The 18856-nt window shown below is 69.9% G+C and carries 19 protein-coding genes; 9 read left to right on the top strand and 10 right to left on the bottom strand.

The window, feature by feature from the left end; all coding sequences use genetic code 11:
• Nucleotides 1-7: 7 nt before the first annotated feature.
• From K2F54_RS14600 to hemE, 9 genes are all read right to left on the bottom strand, one after another.
• Nucleotides 8-793 (bottom strand): uroporphyrinogen-III synthase, encoded by a 786-nt coding sequence (locus K2F54_RS14600; RefSeq protein WP_308287681.1) that lies wholly within the window; start codon nt 791-793, stop codon nt 8-10.
• Nucleotides 790-1743, bottom strand: coding sequence for a hydroxymethylbilane synthase (gene hemC, locus K2F54_RS14595; RefSeq protein WP_220606581.1), 954 nt, complete (start codon nt 1741-1743; stop codon nt 790-792). Before hemC ends, K2F54_RS14600 begins: the two co-directional genes overlap by 4 nt.
• A complete protein-coding gene (locus K2F54_RS14590) occupies nt 1740-2834 on the bottom strand; it encodes a ferrochelatase (RefSeq protein WP_220606580.1) in 1095 nt (364 codons plus the stop codon). Before K2F54_RS14590 ends, hemC begins: the two co-directional genes overlap by 4 nt.
• The gene (gene hemQ / locus K2F54_RS14585; RefSeq protein WP_220606604.1) at nt 2834-3565 is read right to left on the bottom strand and encodes a hydrogen peroxide-dependent heme synthase; all 732 of its coding nucleotides are present in this window, start codon (nt 3563-3565) and stop codon (nt 2834-2836) included. The genes K2F54_RS14590 and hemQ overlap by 1 nt, the downstream gene beginning before the upstream one ends.
• 93 nt (nt 3566-3658) lie before the next feature.
• Complete coding sequence (locus tag K2F54_RS14580; RefSeq protein ID WP_220606579.1) at nt 3659-3946, bottom strand: DUF3618 domain-containing protein; 288 nt, start codon at nt 3944-3946, stop codon at nt 3659-3661.
• Nucleotides 3936-4352: a phage holin family protein gene (locus K2F54_RS14575; protein WP_308287680.1), complete on the bottom strand. Its 417-nt coding sequence runs from the start codon at nt 4350-4352 to the stop codon at nt 3936-3938. Before K2F54_RS14575 ends, K2F54_RS14580 begins: the two co-directional genes overlap by 11 nt.
• 31 nt (nt 4353-4383) lie before the next feature.
• Nucleotides 4384-4797 (bottom strand): hypothetical protein, encoded by a 414-nt coding sequence (locus tag K2F54_RS14570; RefSeq protein ID WP_220606577.1) that lies wholly within the window; start codon nt 4795-4797, stop codon nt 4384-4386.
• Between the two features lie 90 nt (nt 4798-4887).
• Entirely contained in the window at nt 4888-6393 is a 1506-nt protein-coding gene (gene hemG / locus K2F54_RS14565; RefSeq protein WP_220606576.1) for a protoporphyrinogen oxidase, read from the bottom strand.
• A 45-nt stretch (nt 6394-6438) separates the two neighbouring features.
• Nucleotides 6439-7584, bottom strand: coding sequence for a uroporphyrinogen decarboxylase (gene hemE / locus K2F54_RS14560; RefSeq protein ID WP_220606603.1), 1146 nt, complete (start codon nt 7582-7584; stop codon nt 6439-6441).
• Nucleotides 7585-7658: 74 nt separating this feature from the next.
• Here hemE and K2F54_RS14555 point away from each other — a divergent pair, with 74 nt between their 5' ends.
• Together K2F54_RS14555 and K2F54_RS14550 are read left to right on the top strand one after the other, a co-directional pair.
• Nucleotides 7659-9101: a glutamyl-tRNA reductase gene (locus K2F54_RS14555; RefSeq protein ID WP_220606575.1), complete on the top strand. Its 1443-nt coding sequence runs from the start codon at nt 7659-7661 to the stop codon at nt 9099-9101.
• Nucleotide 9102: 1 nt separating this feature from the next.
• A complete protein-coding gene (locus K2F54_RS14550) occupies nt 9103-10149 on the top strand; it encodes an alcohol dehydrogenase catalytic domain-containing protein (RefSeq protein ID WP_220606574.1) in 1047 nt (348 codons plus the stop codon).
• 176 nt (nt 10150-10325) lie between these two features.
• On the opposite strand, the gene K2F54_RS14545 is transcribed toward K2F54_RS14550, so the two are convergent.
• Complete coding sequence (locus K2F54_RS14545) at nt 10326-11711, bottom strand: glycine--tRNA ligase (protein WP_220606573.1); 1386 nt, start codon at nt 11709-11711, stop codon at nt 10326-10328.
• Nucleotides 11712-11922: 211 nt separating this feature from the next.
• On the opposite strand from K2F54_RS14545, the gene K2F54_RS14540 reads away from it, so the two are divergent.
• The 7 genes from K2F54_RS14540 (at nt 11923) to K2F54_RS14510 (ending at nt 18850) form a co-directional block, all read left to right on the top strand.
• Nucleotides 11923-12768 carry a polysaccharide deacetylase family protein gene (locus K2F54_RS14540; protein ID WP_220606572.1) on the top strand — a complete coding sequence of 282 codons (846 nt, stop codon included), beginning with the start codon at nt 11923-11925 and terminating at the stop codon, nt 12766-12768.
• Nucleotides 12769-12902: 134 nt separating this feature from the next.
• Nucleotides 12903-15185 carry a carbon starvation CstA family protein gene (locus K2F54_RS14535; RefSeq protein ID WP_220606571.1) on the top strand — a complete coding sequence of 761 codons (2283 nt, stop codon included), beginning with the start codon at nt 12903-12905 and terminating at the stop codon, nt 15183-15185.
• Nucleotides 15185-15394, top strand: a complete 210-nt coding sequence (locus K2F54_RS14530) for a YbdD/YjiX family protein (RefSeq protein WP_220606570.1) — start codon at nt 15185-15187, stop codon at nt 15392-15394. Before K2F54_RS14535 ends, K2F54_RS14530 begins: the two co-directional genes overlap by 1 nt.
• 67 nt (nt 15395-15461) lie before the next feature.
• Entirely contained in the window at nt 15462-16322 is an 861-nt protein-coding gene (locus K2F54_RS14525; RefSeq protein WP_220606569.1) for a shikimate 5-dehydrogenase, read from the top strand.
• Complete coding sequence (locus K2F54_RS14520) at nt 16319-16738, top strand: NUDIX hydrolase (protein ID WP_308287679.1); 420 nt, start codon at nt 16319-16321, stop codon at nt 16736-16738. The genes K2F54_RS14525 and K2F54_RS14520 overlap by 4 nt, the downstream gene beginning before the upstream one ends.
• Nucleotides 16739-16868: 130 nt before the next feature.
• Nucleotides 16869-18218 carry an NADP-specific glutamate dehydrogenase gene (gene gdhA, locus K2F54_RS14515; protein ID WP_220606568.1) on the top strand — a complete coding sequence of 450 codons (1350 nt, stop codon included), beginning with the start codon at nt 16869-16871 and terminating at the stop codon, nt 18216-18218.
• A 50-nt stretch (nt 18219-18268) separates the two neighbouring features.
• Complete coding sequence (locus tag K2F54_RS14510) at nt 18269-18850, top strand: DUF5655 domain-containing protein (protein WP_220606567.1); 582 nt, start codon at nt 18269-18271, stop codon at nt 18848-18850.
• Nucleotides 18851-18856 lie beyond the last annotated feature (6 nt).

The raw sequence follows: 18856 nt of genomic DNA, 5'->3' as shown, positions 1-18856 counted from the left end.
GGACGCGCTACAGGTCCCGCGGAGCCAGTCGGACGAGGGCTTCGATGAGGGATTCCGCGCTGCGTTCGTCGGCGATGACGTCGACGCGCAAGCCGATGGCCTCCGCATCCTTCGCCGTGCGCGGACCGATGCAGGCCACCAGGGTGGTCCGCGGAATCGGGCCGAGCTGGTCCTGCACCTGCTGCGCGACGCTGCCGCTGGTGACCAGGACGGCGTGCACCCGGCCGGCCTTGATGTCGGCGATCACCCGGTCGGAGACGGGAACACCCACGGTGCGGTAGGCGACGACGGATTCGACGTCGTGGCCGATGCGGCGCAGCCCCTCGGTGAGCAGCGGCTTGGCGATCTCGGAGCGCAGGGTGAGGACGCGCAGCGGGATGACGCCGTGGGTGGCGGCCTCCCAGTCGGCGAGCAGGCCCTTGGCGGAGTTGTCCTCGGCCGGAACGATGTCTACGTGGTAGCCCGCGGCCACGAGCGCGGCCGCTGTGGTCTCACCGACAGCGGCGATGCGCGTGCCGGGGGCCACGACTGCTCGGTGCGAGGAGAGCACGTCGACGGTCGTGGCGCTGGTGACCGTCATCCAATCGAAGTCACCTGCGGCGAGCCTGGCCAGGGCCGCATCCAGGGCGGCGGCGTCATCGGTGGGGGCGAAGTTGATCATCGGGGCCACGATCGGCAACGCGCCGCGGCTGCGCAGGTTTGCGGCGACCTGGTCGCCCCACGGCCCGCCGCGGGGCACGAGCACCCGCCAGCCGGCGAGCGGCTTCTCCGGGTTGTACCGCACGGCGCTCACGACGTCACCGACAGCGGGGCGATCTCGGCGGCGCCGCCGGAGAGCAGCTCGGCGGCGGCGCGCTCGGCGACGTCCAGGGCGGCGTCCCGCAGGTCGAGGATGGAGTGTGATTCGGGAGTCGCCGCGTGCGAGGCCGTGATCCGGCGAGTGCCGTCCGGGCTGTACACGGTGGCGGTGAGGAAGAGCAGGCCGTCGTCGATCACGGCCGTGGCGCCGATCGGGGCGGCGCAACCGGCCTCGAGCCGGGCGAGCACGTGCCGTTCGGCGGTGACCGTGGCCTCGGTGGTGGCGTGGTTCAGCACGGCGAGGGCCTTGCTGAGCAGGCGGTCGGGCTTGCCCTGGCGCACCTCGATGGCCAATGCACCCTGGCCGGGCGCGGTGGGCCAGTCGGAGAGCTCGAGATAGTCGGTGGCCATGTTCTCGAGCAGGCCGAGCCGGCCGAGGCCCGCCGCGGCGAGCACGACGGCGTGCAGGGTTTCGTCCTCCACCAGCTTGAGCCGGGTACCGACGTTGCCGCGGATGTCGACAACCTCCAGATCCGGTCGCAGCTCGCGCAGCTGGGCCGCACGACGCGGTGATCCTGTGCCCACCCTCGCGCCCTCCGGCAGCGTGGCGAGGGTGTAGCCGGCCCTGGCGCAGAGCACGTCCCTGGCGTCGGCACGCTTGGGCGTGGCACCGATGACCAGGCCGGCGTACGGCTCGGTCGGGAGGTCCTTGAGGGAGTGCACGACAACGTCGCACTCGTCGTTCAGCAGGGCCTCGCGCAGGGCGCTGGCGAACACGCCGGTTCCGCCCAGGCTGGACAGGGACTCGCGGGAGACGTCACCGTGCGTGGTGATCGGGATGATCTCCACCTCGCTGCTCGTGGCCGCCTGGATGCGGTTGGCCACGGCCGTGGTCTGTGCCATGGCGAGGGCGCTCCCCCTGGTGCCGACGCGAATGACGCTCACGGCGCCACACCCGCGACGGCGGGCTTGAAGCCGAGACGCACGTTCTCGCAGCAGCCGGGGCGGCAGATGTCGTACCAGGGTCCCAGGTCGGTCAGGGCCGGACGATCCTCGGCAGGCACGTCGTTCAGGCGCTCCTCGACGAGGTCGATCAGGCCGCTCACGTAGACCGGGTCGGCGCCCGGGGTGGGCACGCGCACCGAGAACAGGCCGTTCTCCGCGGCCGTTTCGGTGGCCTCGTTGTCGAGGTCCCACATGACCTCCATGTGGTCGCTGACGAAGCCGAGCGGCACGATGACGACCGCACGGATGCCGCGGGCCGGCAGCAATCCGATGGCGTCGTTGATGTCGGGCTCCAGCCACGGCATGCTGGGCGGGCCGCTGCGGGACTGGTAGACCAGCTGCCACGGCGACTCGAGGCCCTGCATGACCACATCGGCCACGGCCATGTGCTGGGCGGCGTAGGCGCCGTCCGGTCCGAAGCCGCGCTCCGCTGGGCCGCTCTTGGCGGCATCCGTGGACGGGATCGAGTGGGTGGAGAACAGGACCTCGACCTCGGTGGCCAGGTTGATGCCGGGGTTGGCGGCTACAACATCGGCCAGGCCCTGGCGCACACCGGTGATGAACGGGGTGACGAAGCCGGGGTGGTCGAAGAACTGGCGGATCTTGTCGATCTGCACGGTGCCGGTGAGCCCGGTCGTGTCCAGCGCCTGCGCGAAGTCCTCGCGGTACTGACGGCAGCCGGAGTACGAGCTGTACGCGCTGGTCGCGATCGCGAGCAGGCGGTCCTGGCCGTTGGCGTGCGCCTCAGCGATGGTGTCCGGCAGGTACGGCGCCCAGTTGCGGTTGCCCCAGATGACCGGGATCTCGATGCCGCGGCGGTCGAGCTCGGCCTGCAGGGCGGCCTGCAGCACGCGGTTCTGCTGGTTGATCGGGCTGATGCCACCGAAGTGGCGGTAGTGCACCGCGACCTCTTCCAGGCGTTCTTCCGGGATGCCGCGGCCGCGGGTGACGTTACGCAGGAACGGGATCACGTCGTCCTGGCCCTCTGGTCCACCGAAGCCGGCGAGCAGGATGGCGTCATAGTTGGCCATTACTGCAGGACCTCCACGAGCTCGGCGGTGGTGATGCGACGACCCGTGTAGAACGGAACCTCTTCGCGCACGTGCATGCGGGCATCCGTTGCACGCAGTTCGCGCATCAGGTCGACCAGCTCGACCAGCTCGTCGGACTCGATCGGCAGCAGCCACTCGTAGTCACCCAGAGCGAAGGAGGACACCGTGTTGGCGATGGCCCCGCGGAACGCGGCGCCCTTGCGGCCGTGGTCGGCGAGCATCTTGCTGCGCTCGGCCTCCGGCAGCAGGTACCACTCGAAGCTGCGCACGAACGGGTAGACGGTGAGCCAGGACTTGGGCTCGACACCGCGGAGGAAGCCGGGCACGTGACTCTTGTTGAACTCGGCGTCACGGTGCACGCCCATGGCATTCCAGGTCGGCAGCAGGCTCTTGAGCAAGCGGCTGCGACGCAGCTCCCGGTTGGCCCACTGCAGGGTCTGAGCCTCATCGGCGTGGGTCCAGAGCATCACGTCGGCGTCGGCGCGGAGGCCGGACACGTCGTAGATGCCGCGCAGGGTCACACCCTCGGCCTCGACGAGGGCGATGATGTCGTCGAGCTCGTCCACGAAGCGCGGAACGTCACGGCCGTCGAGGTCGTCGGGGTTGGACGGGTCCTTGCGCAACACAGTGAAGAGGGTGAATCCAGAGGGCGATGCCTCGGTGGGTTCAGCCTCTGCTGAGGTGTGTGAATCGGGGGTGGGCACGGTCATGTCTACTGCCTCTCCGGCAGCCGGGTGAGTCATGTCTACTAGTCTCTACCGCTTTGCCCGGAGAGCCAAAAGTAGACCGACTCACCCGGTCGATCAGCGGCGGTCGAGAACCGCCCGCAGGCCCCACCACACGCAGGTGCCGACCGTGGCGGCCGCCGCGAGCGCGATGCCGGCCAGCGCGGCCGGGTTGTCGTCGCCGAGCCTGTGCAGGCCCAGGGTGACGCGCCTGGTGTTGATCTTGATCTGCTTGGGCACGTTGAGCTTGTACTCGATCGCGTCCAGGGTGCCGGCCAGCGCGGCGCGGGCGCGGTCGGCGTCTGCACGCTTCTCGGCGGTGCTGCGGTGGTCCGGCCGGGTGTCCTGGGTCTTGTCAGTGCTCATACTGGCCAACTCCCTTGAGTGCGTCGACGTCCTTCTGGATGTTGGCGGTCACGCCGTCCGGGTCGTGACTGGTGCCCTTCTTGACCTTGTTCAAGCCGATCAGGGCCAGGATCACGGCGACGAGGAGCAGTGCGACGGCCACGATCAGCGCCGCCAGCCAGAGCGGCAGCACCAGGTCGAGGGCGATGACGGCCAGCGCGATGAACACGATGATCGCGAAGAACGCGAAGACCGCGGCGCCGACGAACAGGCCGATCCCGATGCCCACGTTCTTGGCCTTGCCGGAGATGTCCGCCTTGAAGGCGTCGATCTCCGCCTTGATCAGGTCGGTGATCTGGCCGGGGAGTTCACTGAGGAGCGTGAACAATGACTGTTTGCTCTTGGGGTTGTACCCGCTGGTGCTCACTGGCATCCTTCCTGGACGGCTGGGGCTTGAGTTACTGCGCGTCGGAGTCGGACGCGGCCTTCGCGGACCTGGCCGCGGATCCGGCCGATGCGGCTGCCGATTTGGCGGACTTCGTGGCCGCGGCAGCGGCCTTGCCTGCGGCCGTGGCGCTGCCGGCCTCTGGGGCCGACGCGTCGGAACCCGTGGCGGCCTTGCCAGGAGCCGACTTGGTCTTGTCCTGCACGGCAGAGACGACCTTCTTGCCCGCCTCGAAGAGCACACCGGGAACGTCGCCGACGCGCTCGAGCGCGAAGTCCTTGACCTCGTTCACGCGGCGCTGCACGGGAGGCCGGTTCCACAGGTCAGAGGCGGCCGACGCGATCTGGTCGTAACGCTGACGACCTGCACGGGCGCCGAGCACATAACCGACGAGCCCGCCGGTGATGAAAAGAAGCTTTCCCCGCATTGTGACTCCATTCCGTTACGTTCATGTTTTTTCCAGCGTAACCCCCCGAACCGGCGAGGAACATGTGCGCGGCCGCAACAACGGCCCTGATCAGAGGTCTAGCACTGCCCGTCTGCCGCGGATACCCGCCTGGATCGCATCGGGAATCACGGATGCCAGACCGGTGCCGGAGAGCCACCCGCCGGTCACCTCGAGCCCCGGGGTCTGCTCGACCACAGCACGCACCCGGCGGATGCGCTCGGGGGCGCCGATGGTGGCCGGCGAGAGCCCGTCGCTCCACAGGGTGCGGGCGAAACCGTGCACCGTGGCCGCGGACAGGTCGACACCGAGGATCGCGGCGGCGTCGTGCAGAGCGAGGTCCCTGAGTTCCTCGTCGCTCAGGCCGAGGGTGGGCACGGGGGCGCCGGCCCGACCGAACGACAACCTGATCACATGCCGGCCCGGCGGGGTGAGGGCGTCGAGCCAGCCCCATTTGGCGGTGGCATGGGTGAGCGCCTTGGCCGTGACGCCGGGGGTGTCGACGGCGACGAGTACTCCGGTGCCGCGCGGGTTCGCGTCGAGGGCTGGGGCGTCGAGCACCAGGGTCGCCAGCTCCACCGCGGCGGGAGCCGGCCAGTCCAGCGCGGCCGCCTGCGCGAAACCGGGGCCGAGCGGCGCGAGCAGCGCCAGGGCCGGCGCCGCGGGAACGGCGAGGATCAGGTGCCGCGCCTGGACGGTGTGCGGCTCGGCGCCTGGGCTGTCGGCGGCGGAAGCGGCAGCCGGGGTCTGGACGAGGTCGACGACCCAGCTGCGCGTGTCGGTCACGGCGCCGTCGGCCGCGACCGTGTCGGTGTCCACCGGGCGGAAACCCGTGACGGTGACCCCGGTCTGGATCGTGGCGCCGTACGTCTCCAGGTCGGCGACGAGGGCGGCGACCAGCCGGTGCATCCCGCCGTTCAGGCCGCGCACGGCCGACCCGGCCGGGGCCGCGGTACGGAGGGCCATGACCGCACCGGAGAGCGACCCGGCCGTGGCGAGGGCCTTGTTCAGGCCGGGCGCCACGACGTCGACGTCGAGGTCGCCCGCTGCGGTGGCGTAGACCCCGCCGGCGACCGGGCTGACGAGCCGGTCGAGCACCTTGGTGCCCATCCGTTTGCCCACCAGCTCGCCGAGGCTGTGCTCGCGGCCGATCTTGAGCACCGGCATCAGCCGGTCGGCGTAGGCGCGCAGGGCGCCGGACCAGCCGATGGCCCTGCGCACGTCGTCGGAGAGCGGCGACCCGGGGATGCCGAGCACGCCGGCGGCGGGCAGCGGCACCGACATCGGGGCTCCGCCGGCTCTGGTCGCCGGCAGGTGCAGCCAGGCGCCGGCCGGGTTGGGTTCCACGATCTCGCCGGCCAGGCCGAGGTCGTCGATGAAGGCCGTCACGGTGTTGCCGCGCACGGCGAAGCTTTCCGCCCCGCTGTCCAGCCGGAGGCCGGCCACCTCGTGGCTGTTCACGGCACCGCCGACGGTGTCGGCCGCTTCCACGATCTGCACGCTGAGTCCGAGGTGGGCGCATTCACGGGCGGCCACCAGCCCGGCGACGCCGCCGCCGATGACCAAGACGTCTTTCATGACCGTGCCTTCCGCCCGCGGGGCTCGCCGCGGGCTCACTGCTCGTTACAGGGCGAGCGAGGGGGTGGAACTGTTCTCGTGCACGAACTCGACCAGACGGGTGAGCACGTCGGGGTTCGTCTCTGGCGGAACGCCGTGGCCGAGGTTGAGCACATGCGCCGGCGCGGCGCGGCCGCGGTCGAGCACATCCAGGACGTGGGCCTCCAGCACCGGCCAGGGCGCGTTGAGCAGGGCGGGGTCGATGTTGCCCTGCACGGGCACCACACCGCCGAGGCGCCGGCTGGCCTCGTCGAGCGGCACCCGGTAGTCGACACCGACGACGTCTGCACCGATGCCGTGCATGGCCTTGAGTAGTTCGCCGGTGCCGACACCGAAGTGCACCACGGGCACATTACGGCGAACGGTCTCCGGGTTGGCGGCCTCGTCGGCAGCGGCCTCGAGGTAGGTGAGGTCGCGCACATGCGCGATCGCCGCGGTCGACGCCGGGGCCACGAAGCGGGAGTAGTCGGCGAGGGAGAGCGCGCCGGCCCAGGAGTCGAACAGTTGCGCGGCGCTGGCGCCGGCGAGCACCTGGGCGCGCAGGAACCGGCCGGTGACGTCGGCTGTCCACGCCATCAGCTTCGCCCAGGCGTCTGGGTCCGAGTGCATGAGCGTGCGGGCATGAATGTGGTCCTTGGACGGACCGCCCTCGACGATATATGCCGCCAGCGTGAAGGGGGCCCCGGCGAAGCCGATCAGCGGGGTCGAACCCAGCTCGGCGACGGTGAGCGCGACGGCCTCACGGATGGGGGCGAGTGCGTCATCGAGCACGGCGGGGTCCAGCGCGGTGAGGCGTTCGACATCCGCTGCCGTGCGCACGGCCTCGGCGAGCACCGGGCCCTTGCCCGCGACGATCTCCACCTCGACACCCACGAGCTTGAGCGGCACGACGATGTCGCTGAACAGGATGCCGGCGTCGACGCCGTGCCGACGGATCGGCTGCAGGGTGATCTCGCTGGCCATCGCGGGGTCCAGGCAGGCGTCGAGCATGCGGGTGCCCACCCGCAGCTCGCGGTACTCGGGCAGCGATCGGCCGGCCTGGCGCATGAACCACACCGGGGTCACGTCGGGCCGGGTGCCTTGGTAGGCCCGAAGCAGGCGGGAGTCGGAGGTGAGGCCGGCGGAAAGTGGGTGGAACTCGTCGAGGTTCATCACCATCAATTGTCTCCTATATCCGGGCGTCAAACGATTCTCGGCCGCGCTGCTACACAACGTAGAATTGAGCGGTGTTGATTTGTCTGTCCGCGAACCACAAGAACTCCAGCTTTGACGTGCTCGAAAAGCTCTCCGTCGGTGCTGACGCCGCCGCCGGCAGCATGCTCACCGGGCACGAGACACTCAGCGGAGCCGTGGTCGTGGCCACCTGCAACCGCTTCGAGGCCTATCTCGACCTGGACGAACCGTTCGGTGTTTCACCGCTGCCCGCGGTCTACGCCGCCATCGACGCCGTGAGCGCGAGCACCGGGGTGAGTGCCGACCTGCTGCGCGACACCCTCGACCTCGTGCACGGCAACGGCGTGGCCGAACACCTCTTCGCCGTGACCAGCGGGCTCGAATCCGTCGTCGTCGGTGAGGGCGAGATCGCCGGCCAGGTGCGCCGCTCCCTCGAGGACGCCCGCGCCCAGGGCACCACCAGCCCCGAGTTGGAGCGCCTGTTCCAGCGGGCGTCGCAGACCTCCCGCGGGGTGAAGAACCGCACCGGCATCGGCGCCGCCGGCCGCTCGCTGGTACGGCTGTCGCTCGAGCTGGCCGAGAGCCGGGTCACGGACTGGGCCCAGACGCGGGTGCTGCTGGTGGGCACCGGCCGGTACGCCGGCGCATCCCTCGCCGCGCTTCGCGACCTCGGCGTCACCGACGTGCGGGTGTATTCGCCGTCCGGCCGGGCCGTCGGTTTCGCCACCTCGCACGACATCGAGGCTGTACCGGCGGATGCAGACGCCCTCGCCGCCGAGACCGCGCTGGCTGACCTCATCCTCACCTGCACCACCGCCGAGCACCACGTCATCGATGCCGGCATCCTCACCGCCGGCCGCGCGCTGCTGGCCGCCAGGCACGCCGAGGTCATCCCCACCATCGACACCGACGGACCCGCGCTGCGCACCTGCCCGGTGGGCCTCGGCACCGAGGCCAGCCGGCAGCTGGTCATCGACCTGGGCCTGCCCCGCAACGTCGACCCCGATGTGAGCGACGTGCCTGGGGTGGAGCTGCTCGACCTCGAGACCATCCGCATCCACGCGCCGCTCGAGCAGCTCAACGCCACCAGCGAGGCCCGCGAACTGGTGGGTCGCGCCGCCAAGAAGTTCTCCGCCGTGGCCGAGGAGCAGAGTCTCGCCCCCGCTGTGGTCGCGCTGCGCTCCTATATCTTCGACATCCTCGACGGCGAGATCGAGCGGGCCAAACGCCGCGGCGACACCAGCGAGGAGACCGAGTCCGCCCTGCGGCACCTCGCCGGGGTCCTGCTGCACACGCCGATGGTGCGCTCCCGCGAGCTGGCCACGGCCGGCGAGCAGGACGCCTTCCTCGGCGGGCTCGACGCCCTGTTCGGCATCAACGTGACCCTGCCGGAGACCGCCGTAGCGGTGGCGGACATCGCCGGCGGCGGTACCCGACGCTCGCCGGCTCCCGGCGACGCCACGGCCGACCCCACCGCCATCGCCGACGCGTCCTGACGTGCGCGCGGTCTGGTTCGACGGGTTCGGTGCGCTGCCCGAACTACGCGAGGTGGCCGACCCCGTGCCCAGTGCCTCCGGTGCGGTGGTGCGGGTTCAGGCCACCGGCCTCTGCCGCAGCGACTGGCACGGTTGGCTCGGCCACGATGACGGCATCGTGCTGCCGCACGTTCCCGGGCACGAACTCGTCGGTGTGATCGACGCGGTCGGGCCCCTGGTCACCCGCTTCAGCGTGGGGCAGCGGGTCACCGTGCCGTTCGTCTGCGCCTGCGGCGACTGCCAGGAGTGCGCCAGCGGCAATGCCCAGGTCTGCCGCAATCAGACCCAGCCCGGCTTCACGCACTGGGGCTCATACGCCGAGAAGGTGGCGCTGCACAACGCCGACGTCAACCTCATCGCGGTGCCGGAGACCCTGGACGCCGGGGCGGCCGCACTGCTGGGCTGCCGTTTCGCCACGTCCTACCGCGGACTCGTGCACCAGGCGAAGCTGGTCGCAGGGGAAACCCTCGTGGTGATCGGCTGTGGCGGGGTGGGCCTGTCTGCCGTGATGATCGGCGCCGCACTCGGTGCCCGGGTGATCGCCGTGGACATCAGCGTGGACGCCCTCGCCGCCGCCGCCCGCGCCGGCGCCGTCTACACGGTCAACTCCAGCGGCATGACCGACGCCCAGGTGGTCGAGCGGGTGCGGCTGCTCGCCGACGGTGGCGCCCAGGTGTCTGTGGAGGCACTCGGCCGCCAGAACACCGTGGGCATCGCCATCCGCTCGCTGGCCACCCGCGGCCGGCACGTGCAGATCGGCCTGCTCGCCGAAGACCCCGTGGTACCCCTCGGCGTGGTGATCGGCCGGGAACTGGCCGTGCTCGGCAGCCACGGCATGCCGGCGAGCGACTACCCCGAGCTGCTGGCGCTCGTGGCCAGCGGCCGGCTGCGCCCGCAGGACCTGATCAGTCACCGCATCCCGTTGGCCGATGCGCCCGCGGCCCTCGCCGCGATGTCGGCGCCGCAGCCCGCGGCCGGCGTCACCCTGATCGACCTCACCCTGCCCTGACCTGCCCCCACGAGCTCCCACCCGAACACGACGGCGGCGAGCGGGCGCAAGCATAACTCCTGCAATTTTCATCCCAACCGGCCGGATTGGCCGGTTTTGGGCTGTTTTCAGGAAAATTGCAGGAGTTATGCGCGACGGGGCTGGCTCTCGGAGGCCGAGCCGGGCCGGGGGCGGGGTTACGCTCCGCGCAGGCGCACCGCGAGGTAGGCGTCGAGCTCGGCCAGGGGCACCCGCTCCTGCGCCATGGTGTCGCGGTCGCGCACGGTCACGGCCTGGTCCTCGAGCGAGTCGAAGTCCACCGTGATGCAGTACGGGGTGCCGATCTCGTCCTGGCGGCGGTACCGGCGGCCGATGGCGCCGGCGTCGTCGAAGTCCACGTTCCACGATTCGCGGAGGCGCGCGGCCAGCGAGCGGGCCATCGGCGAGAGGGCCTCGTTGCGGCTCAGCGGCAGCACGGCGGCCTTGATCGGGGCCAGGCGCGGGTCGAGCTTGAGCACGGTGCGCTTGTCGACGCCGCCCTTCGCGTTGGGCACCTCTTCCTCGTGGTACGCGTCGACCAGGAACGCCATCAGCGAGCGGGTGAGGCCGGCCGCGGGCTCGATCACGTACGGGATCCAGCGTTCGTTCTTGGTCTGGTCGAAGTAGGAGAGGTCCTTGCCGGATGCCTCGGAGTGCGTCTTGAGGTCGAAGTCGGTGCGGTTGGCCACACCCTCGAGCTCACCGAACTCGCTGCCGGAGAAGCCGAAGCGGTACTCGATGTCGACGGTGCGCTTGGAGTAGTGCGAGAGCTTCTCGGCGGGGTGCTCGAACAGGCGCAAGTTCTCGATGTTGATGCCGAGGCCCGTGTACCAGCTCATCCGCTGGTCGATCCAGTACTGGTGCCATTCCTCGTCGGTGCCGGGCTCGACGAAGAACTCCATCTCCATCTGCTCGAACTCACGGGTGCGGAAGATGAAGTTTCCGGGGGTGATCTCGTTGCGGAAGCTCTTGCCGATCTGGCCGATGCCGAACGGGGGCTTCATGCGGGCGGCCTGCAGCACGTTGGCGAAGTTCACGAAGATGCCCTGCGCGGTCTCGGGGCGGAGGTACACCATGCCGGCCTCTTCGTCGACCGGGCCGAGGAAGGTCTTGAGCAGGCCGGAGAACGCGCGCGGCTCGGTCCAGGTGTGCCGGTTGCCGCAGTTGGGGCAGGCGATGCCGTCGATGCCGCCCTCGGGCGCGCGGCCCTTCTTCTCTTCGAACTCCTCCACGAGGTGGTCCTCGCGGAAACGCTTGTGGCAGCTGGTGCACTCCACCAGCGGGTCGGAGAAGACCTCGACGTGGCCGGAGGCCTCCCAGACCTTGCGCGGCAGGATCACCGAGGAGTCCAGGCCCACGACGTCGTCGCGGCTGGTGACCATGAATCGCCACCACTGCTTCTTGATGTTCTCCTTGAGCTCGACGCCGAGGGGCCCGTAGTCCCAGGCCGACCGGCTGCCGCCGTAGATTTCACCGGCCTGGAAGACGAAGCCGCGGTGGCGGGCGAGGGCGATGACGGAATCAAGACGGGAAAGTGCGGCCACGGTGGCTCCAATGGTCCAAAAGGATGGTCAAAAACACCGGGCGGGGGCCCGGGTACGGATTCGTCCATTTTAGCGAGGCGGGCACGGCCCCCGATTACGGGCGTTGTCTGCGGCCGGCGGCGGCGATATCTTCGACTCGTTCGGCTCTCGCTCGGCTCGCTCCTTCGCTGTTCCATCAGCTCCATCGACCGGCTCCGGGGGGAGGACCGCCGTGCGGCAGGACCCAGACCTCACCCGGCGCACCGTGCTCGCCTCGCTGGGCCTCTCCCTCACCCTCGCCGGCTGCGCGGCCCTCGCGCCCGCCGCGCGCCCGGGTGTCCCGGCCCAGACGACGCCGCCGATGCCCAGTCCGCTCCCCCGGCCGCTGCCCGCCGCGGTGCCGCCGCCGGCGCCCCTCGTCTTGCCCGCACCCAGCCTCGTGCGGGTGCCCGTGCCGCCCGGGACCCTGTCCGACCTGCCCGGCGAGGGCGCCCTGCTGGCCTGGACGGTCGACGACGGCACCAGCAGTGAGGTGCTGGCCCGGTACATCCGCTTCGCCACCGAGACGGGCACCAGGCTCACCTTCTTCGTCACCGGCTGTTACGACGCCTGGACCGACAACGCCGACCAGCTGCGGCCGCTCGTGCAGTCCGGCCAGATCCAGCTCGGCAACCACACCTGGTCGCACCCCGACCTCAGCACCCTCTCCGACGCCGACGTCACCGCAGAGCTCCAGCGCAACCACGATTTCATCAGTGACAGCTACGGCGTCGACGCCCGGCCCTACTTCCGGCCGCCGTACGGGGTGCACGATGACCGGGTGGATGCCCTGGCGGCCGCGCTGGGCTACACGGTCCCGACCACCTGGTACGGCTCGCTGGCGGACTCGGGGCTCCTCACCGAAGACCAGGTGGTGGCCTTCGCCACCACCTGGTTCCTGCCGCAACACATCGTGATCGGACACCTCAACTTCGACCCGGTCACCAACGTGTTCCCCCAATTGAGCGCTCTGCTGCACGACCGGGGGCTGAGCACGGTGACCCTCAACGACGTGTTCACCAGCACGGCGCACCCCTGAGCCGGACCGGCGGGAAGGTCGTCCGGCGACACGCGCGGGACCTTAGGCCCCCGTCTGAGAAGTTCTCGGCTGTTACCGTTACGTAGTTACCCGGCAATCAGCTGTGAGTTTCTCTGCATCTCAAAGGGGAGAATATGGGCGCCACGTCCAAGATTCCGCACGACGCCATCGACGACCCAGACCTGACCCAGGACCCGGCCCTTCCGCCCGTGGCCCTGGATCCGAGAATCCACGAGGCCGAAGAGGCCCACTGGACCCCGGTGAAGGTCGCGATCTGGGTGGCCATCGCGCTGCTCGGCGGGCTGAGCTGGGTGATGCTGGCCGTCGTCCGCGGCGAGACCGTGAACGCCATCTGGTTCGTCTTCGCCGCGATCTGCACCTACCTGATCGGGTACCGGTTCTACTCCAACTACATCCAGAAGCACCTGCTGCGCCCGGATGACCGGCGCGCGACGCCCGCCGAGTACAAGGCCGACGGCAAGGACTACGCCGCCACCGACCGCCGGGTGCTCTTCGGCCACCACTTCGCCGCCATCGCCGGCGCCGGCCCCCTGGTGGGCCCGGTCCTCGCCGCGCAGATGGGCTACCTGCCCGGCACGATCTGGATCATCGTCGGCGTGGTCTTCGCCGGCGCCGTACAGGACTACCTGGTGTTGTTCTTCTCGATGCGCCGCGGTGGCCGGTCGCTGGGCCAGATGGCCCGCGACGAGCTCGGCAGGGTCGGCGGCACCGCCGCGTTGCTCGCCACGCTCACCATCATGGTCATCATCGTGGCCATCCTCGCCCTCGTCGTGGTCAACGCCCTCGCCGAGAGCGCCTGGGGTGTCTTCTCGGTCGGCATGACCATCCCGATCGCCCTGTTCATGGGCTGCTACCTGCGCTTCCTCCGCCCGGGCAAGGTCACCGAGATCTCGATCATCGGCTTCGTGCTGCTCATCGCCGCGATCGTCGGCGGTGGCGCGATCAGCGAAACCACGTGGGGCGCGGCCCTCTTCACCATCGACAAGGTGCCGCTGGCGATCGGCATCATCGTCTACGGCTTCATCGCCGCCATCCTGCCGGTCTGGCTGCTGCTGGCCCCGCGCGACTACCTCTCCACCTTCATGAAGATCGGCACCATCGGCATGCTCGCCATCGCGATCATCATCGTGCGACCCGAGATCCTGGTTCCCGCGGTCACCGAGTTCGCCTCCAGCGGCGCCGGCCCCGTCGTCAGCGGCACCCTCTTCCCGTTCCTCTTCGTCACCATCGCCTGCGGTGCACTGAGCGGTTTCCACGCCCTGATCGCCTCCGGCACCACGCCCAAGCTGATCGAGAAGGAACGCCAGAGCCGCTTCATCGGCTACGGCGGCATGCTGATGGAGTCGTTCGTGGCGATCATGGCGCTCGTCGCCGCGCTGTCGATCGACCAGGGCATCTACTACGCCATGAACGCGTCGCCCGCCCTCACCGGCGGCACCGTGCAGGGCGCGGCAGCGTTCGTGAACGGCCTGGGCCTCACCGGCGTGAGCGTCACCCCTGAGCTGCTCACCCAGACCGCGATCAACGTCGGCGAGGAGTCGATCGTGTCCCGCACCGGTGGCGCCCCGACCCTCTCGGTGGGGCTGGCCAACATCATGCAGCAGGTCGCCGGCGGCAGCGGCATGATGGCGTTCTGGTACCACTTCGCGATCATGTTCGAGGCACTGTTCATCCTCACCGCAGTGGATGCCGGCACCCGCGTCGCCCGGTTCATGCTGCAGGACAGCCTGGGCAACATCTTCCCGAAGTTCAAGGACACCGGCTGGCGCACCGGCGCCTGGATCTGCACCGGCATCATGGTGGCAGCCTGGGGCGCGGTGCTCGTCATGGGCGTCACCGACCCGCTCGGCGGCATCAACACGCTGTTCCCGCTGTTCGGTATCGCCAACCAGCTGCTGGCCGCGATCGCCCTGGCCGTGTGCATGGCCATCGTGGCCAAGCGCGGACTGTTCAAGTACATCTGGATCGTGGCGCTGCCGCTCGGCTTCGCGGCCGTCGTGACCATCACGGCCTCGATCCTGAAGATCTTCTCGACGGTGCCGTCGGTGGGCTACTTCGCCCAGAACGCCGCGTTCTCCAACGCCCTGGCCGCCGGGGAGACGAGCTTCGGCACGGCCACCTCGGTGGAGGCGATGGAAGCCGTGGTGCGCAACACCATGGTGCAGGGCATCCTCTCGATCGTCTTCGTCACCCTCGCCGTGGTCGTGATCTTCACCGCCCTGCAGGCCACCTGGAACGCGTGGAAGACCCACGCCAGTGCGACCAGCGAAGACCCGGCCGTGCCGTCGCGGATGTTCGCGCCGTCCGGCATCATGGCCACGCCGGCCGAGAAGGCCACCCAGGCCCTCTGGGACGCCCTCCCGAAGACCGGCAAGCGCAAGGCCCGCGAGCACTGATGGGCGTCGCCACCGCGGTGCGCTCGGCGGCGGCCGGGCTGGCCTGGTACGTCAAGGGGGTCATGGGTGAGGATGCCTACGACAAGTACCGCGCGCACCACGAGGCCGTGCACGGCACGGCCGCCGCGGTGCCGGTGATGACCGAACGGGAGTTCTGGCGCGACCAGACCGACCGGCAGGACACCAACCCGCAGGGCCGGTGCTGCTGAGCCCCTGCCCCACGGTTGTTGCGGCCCGCCCGGGTGGAAATCCGGGCGGGCCGTAGCATTGGAGGCGATGACTGACTCAACGAAGCCCACGCTGCCGACTCCCACGCCGACCAAGCCCGCGCTGAACAAGGACACCCGCCTCTGCATCTCGCTGGCCGCACGGCCGAGCAACTTCGGCACCCGGTTCCACAACTACCTCTACGAGCAGTTCGGGCTGGACTTCGTCTACAAGGCGTTCACCTCGACCGACCTGGCCGGCGCCATCGCCGGGGTGCGGGCGCTCGGCATCCGCGGCTGCTCGGTGTCGATGCCGTTCAAGGAAGACGTCATCGCGCTCGTCGACGAACTCGACGCCTCGGCCACGGCCATCCAGTCGGTGAACACCATCGTCAACGACGACGGTTACCTGCGGGCGTACAACACCGACTACATCGCCGCGGCCGACCTGCTGAAGAGCAACGCCCTCGACCCGGCCACCCCGTTCCTGCTGCGCGGCTCAGGCGGCATGGCCAAGGCCGTCGGAGCGGCCCTCCGCGACTCCGGCTTCGCCCACGGCGCCATCGTGGCCCGCAACGAGAGCCGCGGCCGCGCCCTGGCCGACGAGCTCGGCTACAGCTGGCTGGCCGAGCCGGGAACCGCGACCGCGCCGTTGCTGGTGAACGTCACGCCGATCGGTATGGCCGGTGGAGCGCAGGCCGCCGAGTCCGCGTTCACCGACGCGGTCATCGCGGCCGCCGACACGGTCTTTGACGTCGTGGCGCTGCCCGCGGAGACACCGCTGATCCTCGCGGCCCGCGCCGCAGGCAAGACCGTGATCACCGGCGCCGAAGTCATCGCCCTGCAGGCCGCCGAACAGTTCGAGCGCTACACCGGCGTGCGGCCAACGCCGGAGCAGGTGCGGGCCGCGTCGGCCTTCGCCCGCGCGTGAGCGACGCCCCGGCCGCGCACCCCGACATCCTGGTCGCGGCCGTCGCGCTCATCCGCGACCGCAGGGTGCTGATGGTCACCGCCCGCGGGCGCGACGTGTGGTTCATGCCCGGCGGCAAGATCGACCCCGGCGAGAGCGAGGCGGATGCCGCCGCCAGGGAAGCCTGGGAAGAGGTGGCGGTGCGCCTGGACCCCACCGCCCTCACACCCCTGTTCACCGTGTTGATCCAGGCACACGGCGAACCCGACGGCCGGCTGGTGCGGATGAGTGTCTTCGGCGCGGAGAGCACCGAGGAACCCGCCGCCAGCGCCGAGGTGAGCGCCGTGCACTGGGCCACCTCGGCCGACCAGCCGCGCTGCCCGCCGGCCGGCGTCGAGGTGCTGCGCCGGCTGCACGCCGCCGACCTGATCGACTGAGCATCCGGCGGCGCGGGCGGTGGGCGCCTCGAATGCCCCTGCCAGGGTGAAGCCGGTACGGTGGACAGGCCGAACACGATCACGCAGCACCTGAGCTGCCTTCGGCTTCCCCATTGCACGAAGGAGATCTATGTCGGTGCTCGACAAGCAGCTGGTTCCCATCTTCGAGGAGGTCCTCGACCGGAACCCGGGCGAAGCCGAATTCCACCAGGCGGTCCGAGAGGTTCTGGAGAGCCTCGGACCGGTGGTGACGAAGCATCCGCAGTACGCCGACTCGGCCGTGATCCGGCGCCTGTGCGAGCCCGAACGACAGATCATCTTCCGGGTGCCGTGGGTGACGGATTCGGGCAAGATCGAGGTGAATCGCGGGTTCCGGGTCGAATTCAACTCGGCCCTCGGCCCGTACAAGGGCGGCCTCCGGTTCCACCCGAGCGTCAACCTCGGGATTGTGAAGTTCCTGGGCTTCGAGCAGATCTTCAAGAACTCCCTCACCGGGCTGCCCATCGGCGGCGGTAAGGGCGGCTCCGACTTCGATCCCAAGGGCCGCTCAGACGCCGAAGTGATGCGCTTCTGCCAGTCGTTCATGACCGAGCTGTACCGGCACCTGGGCGAGTACACCGACGTCCCGGCCGGTGACATCGGCGTCGGAGGGCGTGAGATCGGCTACATGTTCGGCCAGTACAAGCGAATCACCAACCGCTACGAGTCCGGCACCATGACCGGCAAGGGGCTGAGCTGGGGTGGGTCGCAGGTGCGCACCGAAGCGACCGGCTACGGCACGGTCTTCTTCATCGACGAAATGCTGAAGGCGACCGGTGCGAGCTTCGAGGGCAAGCGGGTGGTCGTCTCCGGCTCCGGCAACGTCGCCATCTACGCGATCGAGAAAGTGCACCAGCTCGGCGGCACGGTCATCGCCTGCTCGGATTCCGGCGGCTACGTCGTCGACCCGGCCGGTATCGACGTGGCGCTCCTCCAGGAGGTCAAGGACGAACGTCGTGGACGTGTCTCCGAGTATGCGACCCTGCGGGGCGACACCGTCACCCATGTGGCCGACGGCTCAATCTGGGACCTGGCGTGCGACATCGCGTTGCCCTGCGCGACCCAGAACGAGCTCGACACCGAGGGAGCTCTGGCCCTGATCCGCAATGGCTGCCAGATCGTCGCCGAGGGCGCGAACATGCCGACCACCCCGGATGCGGGCCGGCTGTTGCTGGAGGCCGGCGTTCGGTTCGCTCCGGCGAAGGCGGTCAACGCGGGTGGCGTGGCTACCAGCGCGCTGGAGATGCAGCAGAACGCGTCGCGGGACTCGTGGACCTTCGAGCACACCGAGGATCGTCTCGCCGAGATCATGCGCGGCATCCACGATCGGTGCCTGGAAACCGCTGACGAGTACGGCACGCCGGGAAGTTACGTGGCCGGGGCGAACATCGCCGGCTTCACCCGGGTAGCCGACGCGATGCTCGCGCTCGGCGTGATTTAGCGGGGTCCGCGCAGGGTGCGGCCGGGTGGGAGCGGGCGTAGCCTGCCTGCATGACCGACGAGCAGCCGCTGCCCTGGGCCGATATCCGGCTCTGGGAGATCGGTATGCTGCAGTTGGCCACCGGCAGCGGGCTCGAACACTGGCTCGCCCGCATCCGTGAGCTCGACCCGCCGGACGAACGGGCCCTGCGCGACTGGTTGAACACCGAGGGCGTCACCGGCTACCCGCGGTCGCTGCTGGTGCACGAGACCTTCGGCTACCCGCACTCCACGGTGCGGGCCGCCGACGAGCTGATCGACGCGCAGTACGCCGACCGTTCGGCGCTACGCCCCATTCTCGACGCGGTGCTGCTCCTGGCCGGCGAACTCGACGATGTGGGCATCCAGACCCGCACCACCCACGTGGCCCTGACCGGCCCGCAGCGGATCTTCGCCGTGGTGCAGCCCACCACCAGGCACCGGGTCGACCTGGGCCTGCGCATAGAGCTGCCCGCACCGGCGCCGAGCACCCGGTTGCGCCCGGCCACCGACCTGGGCGCCGACTTTCCCGCGCGCATCATTCTGACCTCCAGCAGCCAGGTCGACTCCGAGGTGGCGGCCTGGCTGAAGCACGCCTACGACGCCACCCAATAACAACGC

Source organism: Cryobacterium inferilacus (assembly GCF_019599185.1).
Classification (GTDB): Bacteria; Actinomycetota; Actinomycetes; order Actinomycetales; family Microbacteriaceae; genus Cryobacterium; species Cryobacterium inferilacus.
The sequence above is the reverse complement of the archived record's forward strand: the minus strand, read 5'-3'. Positions and strand labels throughout refer to the sequence as shown.

Excerpts from the sequence above, each read along its gene's own strand:
- K2F54_RS14590 (WP_220606580.1), bottom strand. The coding sequence starts at position 2,834 with ATGGCCAACTATGACGCCATCCTGCTCGCCGGCTTCGGTGGACCAGAG.
- hemQ (WP_220606604.1), bottom strand. The coding sequence starts at position 3,565 with ATGACCGTGCCCACCCCCGATTCACACACCTCAGCAGAGGCTGAACCC.
- K2F54_RS14580 (WP_220606579.1), bottom strand. The coding sequence starts at position 3,946 with ATGAGCACTGACAAGACCCAGGACACCCGGCCGGACCACCGCAGCACC.
- K2F54_RS14570 (WP_220606577.1), bottom strand. The coding sequence starts at position 4,797 with ATGCGGGGAAAGCTTCTTTTCATCACCGGCGGGCTCGTCGGTTATGTG.
- hemG (WP_220606576.1), bottom strand. The coding sequence starts at position 6,393 with ATGAAAGACGTCTTGGTCATCGGCGGCGGCGTCGCCGGGCTGGTGGCC.
- hemE (WP_220606603.1), bottom strand. The coding sequence starts at position 7,584 with ATGAACCTCGACGAGTTCCACCCACTTTCCGCCGGCCTCACCTCCGAC.
- K2F54_RS14535 (WP_220606571.1), top strand. The coding sequence starts at position 12,903 with ATGGGCGCCACGTCCAAGATTCCGCACGACGCCATCGACGACCCAGAC.
- K2F54_RS14530 (WP_220606570.1), top strand. The coding sequence starts at position 15,185 with ATGGGCGTCGCCACCGCGGTGCGCTCGGCGGCGGCCGGGCTGGCCTGG.
- K2F54_RS14525 (WP_220606569.1), top strand. The coding sequence starts at position 15,462 with ATGACTGACTCAACGAAGCCCACGCTGCCGACTCCCACGCCGACCAAG.
- gdhA (WP_220606568.1), top strand. The coding sequence starts at position 16,869 with ATGTCGGTGCTCGACAAGCAGCTGGTTCCCATCTTCGAGGAGGTCCTC.
- K2F54_RS14510 (WP_220606567.1), top strand. The coding sequence starts at position 18,269 with ATGACCGACGAGCAGCCGCTGCCCTGGGCCGATATCCGGCTCTGGGAG.